Source organism: Pseudenterobacter timonensis (assembly GCF_900021175.1).
Taxonomy (GTDB): domain Bacteria; phylum Pseudomonadota; class Gammaproteobacteria; order Enterobacterales; family Enterobacteriaceae; genus Enterobacter; species Enterobacter timonensis.
In genome coordinates this window covers 101321-114183 of the sequence record NZ_FCOP01000010.1, presented here as the reverse complement: position 1 = coordinate 114183, position 12863 = coordinate 101321, and the positions used below count along the sequence as shown (strand labels likewise).

The following is a 12863-nucleotide window of genomic DNA, read 5'->3' as shown; positions in this document are numbered from 1 at the left end:
ATGTCCCAACACGACCAATTACATCGCTACCTGTTTGAAAAATTTGCCGTTCGCGGCGAGCTGGTGACCGTCTCCGAAACCTGGAAACAGATCCTGGAGAATCACAGCTATCCGCAGCCGGTTAAGACCCTGCTCGGTGAGTTACTGGTAGCGACCAGCCTGCTGACCGCCACGCTGAAGTTTGCCGGCGATATTACCGTGCAGCTTCAGGGCGACGGGCCGATGACGCTGGCGGTCATTAACGGCAACAACCAGCAGCAGATGCGCGGCGTCGCGCGCGTGCAGGGTGAGGTGCCGGAAGGCGCAGACCTGAAAACGCTGGTGGGCAACGGCTACCTGGTGATCACCATTACGCCAGAAGAGGGCGAACGTTATCAGGGCGTGGTCGGTCTGGAAGGGGATACCCTCGCCGCTTGCCTGGAAGATTACTTCCTGCGCTCCGAACAGCTGCCAACGCGCCTGTTTATTCGCACCGGCGAAGTGGACGGCCAGCCTGCGGCAGGCGGCATGCTGTTACAGGTTCTGCCCGCGCAGAACGCCCAGGGCGATGACTTTGAGCATCTGGCGACGCTGACGGAAACCATCAAGGCGGAAGAGCTGCTGACCCTGCCGGCAAACGAAGTGTTGTGGCGTCTCTATCATGAAGAAGAGGTGACCCTGTACGATCCGCAGGACGTCGAGTTCAAGTGCACCTGCTCACGCGAGCGCTGCGCCGGCGCGCTGAAAACCCTGCCAGATGAAGAGATCGACAGCATCATCGCCGAAGAGGGCGAAATTGACATGCATTGCGACTACTGCGGGACGCATTATGTGTTCAATTCGATGGATATCGCTGAGATCCGTAATAACGCCTCTCCGGCGGATCCGCAGGTACATTGATCGCGCCTTTCCCCTCACCCCGGCCCTCTCCCAAAGGGGAGAGGGGGAAAACCACTAACGTTAAGCGTGATCGGTTCCCTCTCCCCTTTGGGGAGAGGGGGAAAACCACTAACGTTAAGCGTGATCGGTTTCCTCTCCCCTTTGGGGAGAGGGGGAAAACCACTAACGTTAAGTGTGATCGGTTCCCTCTCCCCTTTGGGGAGAGGGTTAGGGTGAGGGGCAAAGCGTCCTCTCACCGTTCTGCGAAAATCTCCTCCACCATCGCATCCGCCAGCCGTTTCGCCGAGCAGAGCCGCGGCATACCCAGCGCAACCGTCTGCCAGGTCTGGCTGACAGACCAGTTCACCGGATGGCGTTCCGCCTGGTACCCCTCTCCCAGCCAGCCCAGCATCTCTTTGTGCTCCATCAAATGCGGCGTTACCGGAGTGGTCAGCCATTGATGATAAAAATGACGGGTGGCGACCGACGCGTTAATCCCCTGCGCGAGATGGTTCGCCGCAATACTCCTGACGTTATCCTTCAGCATGGCGGCCACGTCCGGGTTCGCCAGCCGACAGGCGTCGCCGAACGGCCCCCAGCGCAGCTCCTCCAGTGCAATATAGCAGCGCCCCGCCAGCGACCAGCCGTCATACTCCCCGGCGCGCCAGCGGGTAAAAATCTGCTCGCTATGCTCCCCCGCCTGCACCGTTAACCCGCGCTGGGATAACGCTTTCTCTTTATAAGCGGCCCGCTGCATAAAGTGGCCCGACAGCGCCTCATATTGCTGCTGCAGCCCGGGCGGGATCGCCCCCCGGCGGTTCGCCTGCTGACGCAGTCGTGTCAGCTTATCGCTCATAAGGCAGAGCGCCAGATGTCCCGGGTCGTACATCCCCGCCAGCTTTTCCGCCAGCCCCAGGCGCAGCGCAGCATTTTCGCTGAACATTCCGCTCATGGCCCAGGGTCGGAGCTTCGTCCGGGCGAGGATCTCCTGCGTTAAACGTTCACGAAATTGCTGCTGCTGATGCGCAGGCGCGGTATGGCGCCCCGCCTCCGCCCCCGATACCAGATCCACCATAAATTTCGGGTAAATCGACTCCAGCATCCGCCCGGGGCCATCCAGTAGCTGTGTTGTCATAGTTGTTCTGCCGCGAATAGGGTTTGAATGTCATCGCGTAACAGTCGGGTATCTTCCTGAATCCACGTCGCAGTGGAAATGCCTTGTTGCAGCAGTTGGCCAAGCGCCCGGGTGGCGTGCTCATTCTGTTGCCGCACTGCGAGGCTGTCACGCAAACTTTCCTGTAAGCTGGCGAGACATAACGAAAACTCTGCAAAAAAGGTCGCCATTCCCGCTGTAACAGAGACATCGACCTGCGCGCTCAAAGCTTTACGGATTTGTTCACAAAACTGCGTCACATGCTCCATGAATCGGGAATAAAGCTGAGCTATATCAATGACGTAGTGCGTGCGCGTCATCACGTAATCTTCCCACCCCCAGCCCGGATTATTGAGCCAGCGTGAAAGCGTCTCACGCACGCTGCTTGTCCCGGAGGCGACGCCTGCCGGGCGATGCTCCCGGGCGATGGCGTCGTTAAACAGCCCGCGGGTATTAAAGTTAAGCTGGCTGGCCTGGAAAGCGGGAAAGCTAATCCGCGCGCGAAAACCGGCATGGCTGAGTTCCTCTTTAATCCGCGTTTCAATGGGCCGCATCGCCTCGTTCAGGGCGCGGGCCAGCGTCGACTCCAGCAGATCGAAGCGCAGCGCCAGCTCGCGGCTGATTTTGTTCTGCGCATCCAGCATCACCATTTCGCAGGCGGCGCTGACTTTATTTAGCACCACCTGCGCCTGCCCCTCATCTTCCAGCACCAGCCGTTCCGGCGCCGCGGTCGGACCGCTTTCCGGGCGAACGCCTGCCAGCTCCAGCAGATTCTCCGCGTCAAAAATCGCGCCGATCGCCTGCTGAAGCTGGGTTTGCTGCAGGGAGATAAACCGATCCGCCGCCGCCAGCGCCTGCGAGACTTCGTGATCAACCTCGTCGCGTGCCCGCTCCTGCCGCCCCTGCAGCAAGATCATATCCTCCTCCAGCCGCGCGATATTACGCTGCAGCTCGTCAAAGGCCACCGTCAGCCCCTGATAGCGGAAATCGAGATATTCCCGGGTGTTATTCGCATAGTTGAGCAATTTATGTGACGCCGAACGCAAGGCATAGAGCGAGGCGTTAGCGTAGGCGGCGTAGATAAGCTTGCGGATCGGCTGCTCAAAGAGGGAGTCCTCCCACAGCAGATCGGCGGCGTGCCGGATGTGCTCTGCGTCAGCAAGATCCGCTGTTCGCCAGCGTCTTCCCAGCGCCGCTTCGGCAAAATCCTGCACCCAGCGCTGCTCCCGGGGATCCGGCAGTACGCCCCGGCTGGTGATTTCAGAGCGGGCGCGGTTCGCCAGATAGGCCCACATGGAGGAGACGGGAAAAATTTGCCCGGGCGAGATATGCCCTTTCATCAGGGTACCGGAGATCATCGCCCGCACCTGCTCTTCATCATCGCTGTTGCGATCTTTCTGATCGAACTTATTCACCAGCGCAAAGAGCGGCACCGATTTGCCCACCGCCGAAATAGCCTGCCGTACCTCCTCATCCGATACCGACTTAAGCTGGGTGTAATCCATCACCGCCAGCACCGCCGAGGCGCGGGCGAGCTGCTCGCTGAGCATACGCTGCAGATGGGGCTGCCCGGCCTCGTTCGGGCCGGGGGTATCCAGCAGCGTCAGCTGTCCGGGATACGCATTCAGCCCGGCGAGATGAACAAACTCCACCTCTATTACCGGAATATGTTCGATAGCCGCATAGTCGGAAAATGGAAAATCGACCCTCAGCGCTCGCGACAGCCGCACCAGATCGTTAAGACTTTTCAGGCACTGAAAAATGGGCTGCGCGCCAAGGTAATGTTTTTCAAAGGCTTCGCCCTGCTCAATACGGCCAAGCAGGGTATTCATATCTTTATCAATCTCCAGCCGCCGCGTCAGCTTGCCGCGATCGTAATTGCTTAATTTTTGCTGCAGCTGTTTGATTAGCGCATCGATGGGCGAAACGTGGGCGAAGTGGAGCACCGGCTCTTTCTGCCCCGGCGTATGGCGAATCAGCGTCGGCAGCGCGGTCATCGGACGGTTGCGGTTGGGCAGCACCTCGGTGCCGACGATAGCGTTGATGGTGGTCGATTTTCCCGCCTTCATGGTGCCCACAATCGCCAGCACCATCTCAAGACGGGTAATTTTCCTCAGCTCGTTGTTCAGCATTGCCTGCTGAGTCTCCAGGCTGCGGGCGCTAAAATGGAGAGGTAAAACGTTATTCGTCTCGCCCGTTATCGCTGCGGTGGTGTTATCCAGCATGGCGACCGGAATAGATTTTAACGAACCCAGATTTTGTAAGGCGAGCTGCAATAGCCGCTCCGCCTCCTGGCTTAATTCAAATATTGTTTGTGTGTGCATGATAAAAAGCCTTTCCTTAACGCAAATTAATTACTTTTATTACGCCGTATCGTTTTAATATTAAAATTTCGGCTTTTATGATTACGTGTGGAAAATATGTGCATCGATATAACCGCCTGAAGAGATTAGAGAATTAATTATTTTCCTCAGCAGACGTGCCGCAACGCCCCTCGCAGCAGGAAAAGCTGAAGGAAAGAACGTAGGCTATTTTTAATCAAATTCCGGCGTTAAACATCCCGGTTTACCTACCCAAAATGAGAGGTGTGCCCGCTCACCAGAGTAAAGCGAAACGGCTGTTGCAGTTAAATTACAACCTGGTTCTCACCTTATCTGAAATGATGATAGCTGGCAATTTGCCGCCATAAAATATTCGATATAACCGCGTTATGCGATTAAGGCTGCAAAAACCTGCGGAGTATTGCGCGACTATGGTTCATTTACTGCCAGCGCGACAGCAATTTTAAAAAGTCTTAAAAAAAGACTATCCCCGACAACCGTAGGGTTTTCCGGTATACTTACCGTTTTTACGGCAGCGCGCCGTTTTTCGGCTGGCTTTTCCAGCCCCCTTAGCCCCTTTTGAGGATACCCCATGTCACTGCCAAACTGCCCGAAATGCCACTCCGAATACACCTATGAAGATAACGGGATGTATATCTGCCCGGAGTGCGCTCACGAATGGAACGACGCCCAGGCCGAACAGGAGAGCGATGAGCTGATTGTTAAGGATGCCAACGGCAACCTGCTGGCGGACGGCGACAGCGTAACCGTTGTTAAAGATCTGAAGGTAAAAGGCAGCTCCTCCATGCTGAAGATCGGCACCAAAGTGAAAAATATCCGTCTGGTGGAAGGCGATCATAATATCGACTGCAAAATCGACGGCTTTGGCCCGATGAAGCTTAAATCTGAATTTGTGAAAAAAAGCTAATCTCCAGGCGGGCTTCGGCCCGCCTGTCATCATTTTCCCCTCAATATTTCAAATTCCCGCAATCAACACTTAACCCAACTGTCATGTTCATCCGCCAGCATGAGGCCACCTTATTCTGGAGGCTCTGCTCATGCATACCGTCATTCGCGTCGAGAAACTCAGCAAAACCTTTCACCACAATCGGGCGCTGCACGCCGTTGATCTGACCGTAGAGCAGGGCGAAATGGTGGCGCTACTCGGCCCATCCGGTTCGGGGAAATCGACCCTGCTACGCCACTTAAGCGGCCTGACGACCGGCGATAATACCCCGGAAAGCCGCGTCGAACTGCTGGGCAATACCGTACAGCGCGCCGGACGCCTGGCACGCGATATCCGCAAAAGCCGCGCGCAGACCGGCTGCATCTTTCAGCAATTCAACCTCGTTAACCGCCTGACGGTACTGGAGAACGTGCTGATCGGCGCCCTCGGCAGTACCCCTTTCTGGCGCAGCTGCCTGCGCTGGTTCAGCCACGAGCAGAAGCAGCGTGCGCTTCAGGCGCTGACCCGCGTCGGCATGGCCCACTTCGCCAGCCAGCGCGTCTCTACCCTCTCCGGCGGGCAGCAGCAGCGCGTGGCGATCGCCAGGGCGCTGATGCAGCAGGCGAAGATCATTCTGGCGGACGAACCTATCGCCTCGCTGGATCCGGAATCGGCCCGCATCGTGATGGAGATCTTGCGCGACATCAACCAGAAGGACGGCATCACCGTCGTCGTCACCCTGCACCAGGTCGATTACGCCCTGCGCTACTGCGAGCGCATCGTCGCGCTGCGTCAGGGTCACCTCTTTTTTGATGGCGCAAGCCACGCCTTTGATAACGACCGTTTTGATCATCTCTACCGCAGCATCAACCGCGTCGATGAGAACGCGCAGGCTGCCTGACATCCCCACCATGAGGAATGGAAATGAGTTATAAAACCGTTGCTGCGCTGGCATTTACCAGCATCTTCAGCCTGAGCACCCTGTTAAGCCCGGCGCACGCCGAAGAACAGGAAAAAGCGCTGAATTTCGGCATCATTTCAACTGAGTCACAGCAAAACCTGAAGCCCCAGTGGGAACCGTTCCTGAAGGATATGGAGAAAAATCTGGGCATCAAAGTGAACGCCTTCTTCGCCCCGGACTACGCGGGCATCATCCAGGGGATGCGTTTTAACAAGGTCGACATCGCCTGGTACGGCAACCTCTCAGCGATGGAAGCGGTGGATCGCGCCAACGGTCAGGTCTTTGCCCAGACGGTAGCGGCAGACGGATCGCCGGGCTACTGGAGCGTATTGATCGTCAACAAAGAGAGCCCGATCAATAACCTCAACGATCTGATCGCCAAACGTAAAGATCTCACCTTCGGCAACGGCGATCCTAACTCTACCTCCGGCTTCCTGGTGCCCGGCTATTACGTCTTCGCGAAGAACAACATCTCCGCCAGCGACTTTAAGCGCACCGTGAACGCCAGCCACGAAACCAACGCGCTGGCGGTAGCCAATAAGCAGGTTGATGTCGCCACTAACAACACCGAAAACCTCGACAAGCTCAAAACCTCCGCGCCGGACAAACTGAAAGCGCTGAAGGTGATCTGGAAGTCGCCGCTGATCCCGGGCGATCCCATCGTCTGGCGTAAAAACCTCTCCGAAGTCACCAAGGACAAGGTGTATGACTTCTTTATGAATTATGGCAAGACGCCGGAAGAGAAAGCGGTGCTGGAACGCCTCGGCTGGGCGCCGTTCCGCGCCTCCAGCGACCTGCAACTGGTGCCGATTCGCCAGCTGGCGCTGTTTAAAGAGATGCAGAGCGTGAAGGACAACAAAGGGCTGAACGCTGAAGAGAAGACCAGCAAAGTGTCGGCAATTCAGGCGCAGCTTGAAGATCTGGATCGTTTGACCGCGGCGCTGGGCGCGATGACCAGCGTGAATAAAGCGGTGCAGTAAAAAGAGTGCCCCTCACCCTAACCCTCTCCCCGGAGGGGAGAGGGGATTGTACGGTGGGGCCTTTTCCCCCGCGATCACGAGTAAACGAAGGCACGGCGCCCTTCCCCGTGTCCACGAGTAAACGAAGGCACGGCGCCCTTTCCCCGTGCCCACGGGTAAACGAAGGCACGGCGCCCTTTCCCCGTGACCACGAGTAAACGAAGGCACGGCGCCCTTCCCCCCTCTCCCCTTTGGGGAGAGGGTCGGGGTGAGGGGAATACACCAACCAACGGAGCCACTATGCACACCATCACCGTTCCACCACCCAAACGCAACTGGTTCTCGCTCTTCAGCTGGGCCATTCTGCTGGCGGTACTCGTTATCTCCTGGCAGGGCGCCGAAATGGCGCCGCTCACCCTCTTCAACGATGCCGGCAATATGGCGACCTTCGCCGCAGATTTCTTCCCGCCCGATTTCAGCCAGTGGCAGGATTATCTCGGGGAAATGGCCGTCACGCTGCAAATCGCCGTCTGGGGTACCGCCCTCGCGGTCATTCTGTCGATTCCCTTTGGCCTGATGAGCGCCGACAACATCGTCCCGTGGTGGATCTACCAGCCGGTTCGCCGACTGATGGACGCCTGCCGGGCCATCAACGAAATGGTTTTCGCCATGCTGTTCGTGGTCGCCGTCGGTCTTGGTCCTTTTGCCGGCGTGCTGGCGCTCTTTATCCACACCACCGGCGTGCTCTCCAAGCTGCTCTCGGAAGCGGTGGAAGCGATTGAGCCGGGCCCGGTTGAAGGCATCCGCGCCACCGGCGCCAACAAACTCCAAGAGATCCTCTACGGCGTGCTGCCGCAGGTGATGCCGCTGCTTATCTCCTACTCCCTCTACCGCTTTGAATCTAACGTTCGCTCCGCGACGGTGGTCGGCATGGTGGGCGCGGGCGGGATTGGCGTCACGCTGTGGGAAGCGATTCGCGGTTTCCAGTTCCAGCAAACCTGCGCCCTGATGGTGCTCATTATCGTCACGGTCAGCCTGCTGGATTTTCTCTCTCAACGGCTGCGTAAGCACTTTATCTGATAAGCGAGGCGTTGTTTTCTATGCACTTATCCAGACATCCGACCAGTTACCCCACCCGCTGGCAGGAGATTGCCGCCAGGCTGGAGGTCGAACTACGTAACCACTACCGCTGCGGCGACTATCTTCCCGCCGAGCAGCAGCTTGCCGACCGCTACGAGGTCAACCGCCACACCCTGCGTCGCGCCATCGACCAGCTGGTGGAGCGCGGCTGGGTGCAGCGCCGCCAGGGAGTAGGCGTGCTGGTGCTGATGCGCCCGTTCGATTACCCGCTTAACGCTCAGGCGCGCTTCAGCCAGAACCTGCTGGATCAGGGCAGCCACCCCACCAGCGAAAAACTGCTCTCGGTGCTGCGCCCGGCCTCAAATCATATCGCCGACGCGCTGGGCATTGCCGAAGGGGAGAACGTGGTTCACCTGCGTACCCTGCGCCGGGTCAACGGCGTCGCCCTCTGCCAGATCGATCACTACTTTTCCGACCTGACTCTCTGGCCGGTGCTGCAACGCTTCGCCAGCGGCTCGCTGCACGACTTTCTCTTTACGGCGACCGGCCTGGTGCTCAGACGCACCCAGACGCGCATCAGCGCCCGCCGCGCGCAGGCCAAAGAGAGCAAGGTGCTGGAAATACCCAACATGGCGCCGCTGCTCTGCGTGCGCACCCTTAACCACCGTGACGGCGAGGTGAATGCGGCGGAGTACTCCGTCAGCCTGACCCGCGCCGACATGATCGAACTGACGATGGAGCACTAAATGCACTTCGACACCGCCACCCGCCAGCGCTGGATGGCCGCGCTTGCCCACAGCCAGCCTGCGACGCTGGCCGCCAGGATGAAGGCCCTTAGCCTCGATCCGCAGTATGAACCGATCCGCGCCCCGGAAACCGGGCTGGTGCAGCTTCAGGCTCGCATGGGCGCGACCGGCGAACGTTTCTTCGCAGGCGACGCCACGCTCACCCGCGCCGTGGTGCGCCTGACGAGCGGTACGCTCGGCTACGGCTACGTGCTGGGGCGCGACAAAGAGCACGCCGAGCGCTGCGCCGCCCTCGACGCACTGCTGCAGGAGCCAGCCCATTTTCAGAATCTGATGGAAACCCTGATTGCCTCGCTGGAAGCCGACCGCGCCGCGCGTATCGCCGCGCGCCAGGCGGAAGTGAACGCCAGCCGGGTCGACTTCTTTACGCTCGTTCGCGGAGACAACGCATGACCCTACACACCGCCTTTACCCTGCCCGTCCACGATGCCCAGCAGAGCTTTCGCCGCCTGCTGAAAGCGATGAGCGAGCCAGGGGTCATTGTCGCTTTGCACCAGATAAAACATGGCTGGCAGCCGCTCAACCTCGCCACGACCAGCCTGTTGCTGACGCTGGCGGATAACGACACGCCGGTCTGGATCTCCGGCGCAATCAATAACGATATCGTCAGCTCTAACCTGCGTTTTCACACCGGCGCGCCGCTGGTAGAGCAGCCGCAGCAGGCGGTTTTCGCCGTAGCCGACGATCAGATTAGCCACGAGCAGCTTAACGTCCTGTCGGCAGGCACCGCCGTGGCGCCGGAAACCAGCGCTACCCTGATAGTGCAGGTCACGAGCCTCAGCGGTGGCCGGATGCTGCGTCTTACCGGCGCGGGCATCGCCGACGAGCGCATGGTCGCCCCGCAGCTGCCGGAGTGCCTTATTCATGAGCTGACCGAGCGCCCGCACCCTTTCCCGCTCGGTATCGACCTGATCCTGACCTGCGGCGAGCGTCTGCTGGCGATCCCGCGAACCACCCATGTGGAGGTATGCTGATGTACGTTGCCGTTAAAGGGGGCGAGAAGGCGATCGCCGCCGCGCATCAACTGCAGGAGCACAGGCGACGGGGTGCCCCTTCCGTCGCGGAGCTGAGCGTCGCCCAGATTGAACAGCAGTTGAACCTGGCCGTCGACCGGGTGATGACCGAAGGCGGCATCGCCGACCGGGAGCTGGCGGCGCCGGCCTTAAAACAGGCGAGCGGCGATAACGTGGAAGCCATCTTTCTGCTGCGCGCCTACCGCACTACGCTGGCGAAGCTGGCGGTGAGCGAACCGCTCAACACGGCAGAGATGCGCCTGGAGCGCCGTATCTCCGCCGTCTATAAAGACATTCCCGGCGGCCAGCTGCTGGGACCCACCTATGACTATACCCATCGCCTGCTCGACTTTACCCTGCTGGCGAACGGCGAAACTCCCCCTCTGAAAACGGCGGAGCCGCAGCAGGAGGCCGCGCCGCACCTCTTTAGCCTGCTGGCGAACCAGGGGCTGGCGAAAGCGGAAGAGGATAACGGCGCGGAGCCGGACGATATCACCCGCACGCCCCCGGTCTACCCATGTTCGCGCTCCTCGCGCCTGCAGCAGCTGATGCGCGGCGATGAAGGTTATCTGCTGGCGCTGGCCTACTCCACCCAGCGCGGCTACGGGCGCAACCACCCCTTCGCGGGGGAGATCCGCAGCGGCTATATCAGCGTCTCAATCGTGCCGGAAGAGCTGGGATTTGCGGTGAACGTCGGCGAATTGCTGATGACAGAATGCGAAATGGTCAACGGTTTCGTCGCCCCGCAGGATGAGGCGCCCCACTTTACCCGCGGCTATGGGCTGACCTTCGGTATGAGCGAACGTAAAGCGATGGCGATGGCGCTGGTCGACCGCGCCCTGCAAGCCCCGGACTATGACGAACAGGTAGCCGGCCCCGCCCAGGACGAGGAGTTTGTGTTGTCCCATGCGGATAACGTGGAGGCGGCAGGCTTCGTCTCCCACCTCAAACTGCCCCACTACGTCGATTTCCAGGCCGAACTGGAACTGCTGAAACGCCTGCAACGGGAGCGCGAACATGGCTAACTTAAGCGGCTACAACTTTGCTTATCTGGATGAACAGACCAAACGCATGATCCGCCGCGCCATCTTAAAAGCGGTGGCGATCCCGGGCTATCAGGTGCCGTTCGGCGGCCGTGAAATGCCGATGCCCTACGGCTGGGGGACCGGCGGTATTCAGATCACCGCCAGCATTATCGGCGAGCCGGATGTGCTGAAGGTGATTGACCAGGGGGCAGACGACACCACCAACGCCGTCTCGATCCGCAGTTTCTTTAAGCGCGTCACCGGCGTGGCGACCACCGAGAAAACCGAAGACGCGACGCTGATCCAGACGCGGCACCGCATCCCGGAGACGCCGCTGGTGGAAGATCAGATTTTGATTTTCCAGGTGCCGATCCCGGAGCCGCTGCGCTTTATCGAGCCGCGCGAAACCGAAACCCGCACCATGCACGCGCTGGAGGAGTACGGCGTGATGCAGGTGAAACTGTATGAAGATATCGCCCGCTTCGGCCACATCGCCACCACCTACGCCTACCCGGTGAAGGTGAACGGGCGCTACGTGATGGACCCGTCGCCAATCCCGAAATTCGATAACCCTAAAATGGACATGATGCCCGCGCTGCAGCTGTTTGGCGCCGGGCGCGAAAAGCGCATCTATGCCGTACCGCCCTACACGCGGGTGGAGAGTCTCGATTTTGACGATCATCCCTTTACGGTGCAGGCGTGGGACGAGCCGTGCGCTATCTGCGGCTCCACCCACAGCTACCTTGATGAAGTGGTGCTGGATGACACGGGCAAACGGATGTTTGTCTGCTCCGACACCGATTACTGCCGCCAACAGAGCGAGGCACAACGTTCATGAATCCGCTGCTTTCGGTTAATAACCTGACTCACCTCTACGCGCCGGGAAAAGGCTTTGAGGCGGTATCGTTCGACCTGTGGCCGGGGGAAGTGCTCGGTATCGTCGGCGAGTCCGGCTCCGGCAAAACCACACTGCTGAAATCCCTCTCTGCACGCCTTACCCCACAGCAGGGAGAGATCCGCTACCAGGCGCGCTCGCTTTACGCGATGAGCGAGGCGGAGCGCCGCCGCCTGCTGCGCACCGAGTGGGGCGTGGTGCATCAGCATCCAATGGATGGCCTGCGCCGCCACGTCTCTGCGGGGGGCAATATCGGCGAACGGCTGATGGCGACCGGCGCGCGTCACTACGGCGAGATCCGCGCCACCGCGCAGAAGTGGCTCACCGACGTGGAGATCCCCGCCTCGCGCATTGACGACCTGCCGACCACCTTCTCCGGCGGGATGCAGCAGCGTCTGCAAATCGCCCGTAACCTGGTTACCCACCCGAAGCTGGTTTTTATGGATGAACCGACCGGCGGGCTGGACGTCTCCGTCCAGGCGCGCCTGCTGGATCTGCTGCGCAGCCTGGTGGTGGAGCTGAACCTGGCGGTGGTGATTGTCACCCACGATTTGGGCGTGGCGCGCCTGCTGGCGGACCGTTTGCTGGTGATGAAACAGGGTCAGGTGGTGGAAAGTGGGCTGACCGACCGCGTACTGGACGATCCGCATCATCCCTATACCCAGCTGCTGGTGTCGTCCGTGTTGCAGAACTGAGGGCGCTGTCGCCGGGAGGCGCTGCGCTCACCCGGACTGTGAACACCGCACCGTAGGCCGGGTAAGGCGAAGCCGCCACCCGGCAAAACGAACACCGCACCGTAGGCCCGGTAAGGCGAAGCCGCCACCCGGCAAAGCGAACACCGCACCG

Annotated in this window: 13 protein-coding genes; 11 read left to right on the top strand and 2 right to left on the bottom strand. The window is 59.7% G+C overall.

Annotation, left to right across the window (positions count from 1 at the left end):
• Complete coding sequence (hslO, locus tag BN3796_RS02875; protein ID WP_061706925.1) at positions 1-879, top strand: Hsp33 family molecular chaperone HslO; 879 nt, start codon at positions 1-3, stop codon at positions 877-879.
• 232 nt (positions 880-1111) lie between these two features.
• Here hslO and BN3796_RS02870 read toward each other — a convergent pair whose 3' ends face one another.
• Entirely contained in the window at positions 1112-1993 is an 882-nt protein-coding gene (locus BN3796_RS02870; protein ID WP_061706924.1) for a diguanylate cyclase regulator RdcB family protein, read from the bottom strand.
• Positions 1990-4335 (bottom strand): clamp-binding protein CrfC, encoded by a 2346-nt coding sequence (gene crfC / locus BN3796_RS02865; RefSeq protein WP_061706923.1) that lies wholly within the window; start codon positions 4333-4335, stop codon positions 1990-1992. The genes BN3796_RS02870 and crfC overlap by 4 nt, the downstream gene beginning before the upstream one ends.
• Positions 4336-4924: 589 nt before the next feature.
• Here crfC and BN3796_RS02860 point away from each other — a divergent pair.
• The 10 genes from BN3796_RS02860 to phnK all read left to right on the top strand — a co-directional run bounded on the left by BN3796_RS02860 (position 4925) and on the right by phnK (position 12712).
• A complete protein-coding gene (locus BN3796_RS02860) occupies positions 4925-5260 on the top strand; it encodes a zinc ribbon domain-containing protein YjdM (RefSeq protein ID WP_061706922.1) in 336 nt (111 codons plus the stop codon).
• Between the two features lie 130 nt (positions 5261-5390).
• The gene (gene phnC / locus BN3796_RS02855) at positions 5391-6179 is read left to right on the top strand and encodes a phosphonate ABC transporter ATP-binding protein (protein ID WP_061706921.1); all 789 of its coding nucleotides are present in this window, start codon (positions 5391-5393) and stop codon (positions 6177-6179) included.
• A gap of 23 nt (positions 6180-6202) precedes the next feature.
• On the top strand, positions 6203-7219 hold the full coding sequence (phnD, locus tag BN3796_RS02850) for a phosphonate ABC transporter substrate-binding protein (RefSeq protein WP_061706920.1): 1017 nt from the start codon (positions 6203-6205) through the stop codon (positions 7217-7219).
• 279 nt (positions 7220-7498) lie between these two features.
• A complete protein-coding gene (phnE, locus tag BN3796_RS02845) occupies positions 7499-8278 on the top strand; it encodes a phosphonate ABC transporter, permease protein PhnE (RefSeq protein ID WP_061706919.1) in 780 nt (259 codons plus the stop codon).
• A 20-nt stretch (positions 8279-8298) separates the two neighbouring features.
• On the top strand, positions 8299-9024 hold the full coding sequence (gene phnF, locus BN3796_RS02840) for a phosphonate metabolism transcriptional regulator PhnF (protein WP_061706918.1): 726 nt from the start codon (positions 8299-8301) through the stop codon (positions 9022-9024).
• Positions 9025-9477: a phosphonate C-P lyase system protein PhnG gene (phnG, locus tag BN3796_RS02835; RefSeq protein WP_061706917.1), complete on the top strand. Its 453-nt coding sequence runs from the start codon at positions 9025-9027 to the stop codon at positions 9475-9477. It begins immediately after the preceding gene.
• Positions 9474-10058 carry a phosphonate C-P lyase system protein PhnH gene (gene phnH / locus BN3796_RS02830; protein WP_061706916.1) on the top strand — a complete coding sequence of 195 codons (585 nt, stop codon included), beginning with the start codon at positions 9474-9476 and terminating at the stop codon, positions 10056-10058. Before phnG ends, phnH begins: the two co-directional genes overlap by 4 nt.
• Positions 10058-11122 carry a carbon-phosphorus lyase complex subunit PhnI gene (locus BN3796_RS02825; RefSeq protein WP_061706915.1) on the top strand — a complete coding sequence of 355 codons (1065 nt, stop codon included), beginning with the start codon at positions 10058-10060 and terminating at the stop codon, positions 11120-11122. Before phnH ends, BN3796_RS02825 begins: the two co-directional genes overlap by 1 nt.
• Positions 11115-11960, top strand: a complete 846-nt coding sequence (phnJ, locus tag BN3796_RS02820; RefSeq protein WP_061706914.1) for an alpha-D-ribose 1-methylphosphonate 5-phosphate C-P-lyase PhnJ — start codon at positions 11115-11117, stop codon at positions 11958-11960. The genes BN3796_RS02825 and phnJ overlap by 8 nt, the downstream gene beginning before the upstream one ends.
• A complete protein-coding gene (phnK, locus tag BN3796_RS02815) occupies positions 11957-12712 on the top strand; it encodes a phosphonate C-P lyase system protein PhnK (protein WP_061706913.1) in 756 nt (251 codons plus the stop codon). The genes phnJ and phnK overlap by 4 nt, the downstream gene beginning before the upstream one ends.
• Positions 12713-12863 lie beyond the last annotated feature (151 nt).

Excerpts from the sequence above, each read along its gene's own strand:
- hslO (WP_061706925.1), top strand. The coding sequence starts at position 1 with ATGTCCCAACACGACCAATTACATCGCTACCTGTTTGAAAAATTTGCC.
- BN3796_RS02870 (WP_061706924.1), bottom strand. The coding sequence starts at position 1,993 with ATGACAACACAGCTACTGGATGGCCCCGGGCGGATGCTGGAGTCGATT.
- crfC (WP_061706923.1), bottom strand. The coding sequence starts at position 4,335 with ATGCACACACAAACAATATTTGAATTAAGCCAGGAGGCGGAGCGGCTA.
- BN3796_RS02860 (WP_061706922.1), top strand. The coding sequence starts at position 4,925 with ATGTCACTGCCAAACTGCCCGAAATGCCACTCCGAATACACCTATGAA.
- phnC (WP_061706921.1), top strand. The coding sequence starts at position 5,391 with ATGCATACCGTCATTCGCGTCGAGAAACTCAGCAAAACCTTTCACCAC.
- phnD (WP_061706920.1), top strand. The coding sequence starts at position 6,203 with ATGAGTTATAAAACCGTTGCTGCGCTGGCATTTACCAGCATCTTCAGC.
- phnE (WP_061706919.1), top strand. The coding sequence starts at position 7,499 with ATGCACACCATCACCGTTCCACCACCCAAACGCAACTGGTTCTCGCTC.
- phnF (WP_061706918.1), top strand. The coding sequence starts at position 8,299 with ATGCACTTATCCAGACATCCGACCAGTTACCCCACCCGCTGGCAGGAG.
- phnG (WP_061706917.1), top strand. The coding sequence starts at position 9,025 with ATGCACTTCGACACCGCCACCCGCCAGCGCTGGATGGCCGCGCTTGCC.
- phnH (WP_061706916.1), top strand. The coding sequence starts at position 9,474 with ATGACCCTACACACCGCCTTTACCCTGCCCGTCCACGATGCCCAGCAG.
- BN3796_RS02825 (WP_061706915.1), top strand. The coding sequence starts at position 10,058 with ATGTACGTTGCCGTTAAAGGGGGCGAGAAGGCGATCGCCGCCGCGCAT.
- phnJ (WP_061706914.1), top strand. The coding sequence starts at position 11,115 with ATGGCTAACTTAAGCGGCTACAACTTTGCTTATCTGGATGAACAGACC.
- phnK (WP_061706913.1), top strand. The coding sequence starts at position 11,957 with ATGAATCCGCTGCTTTCGGTTAATAACCTGACTCACCTCTACGCGCCG.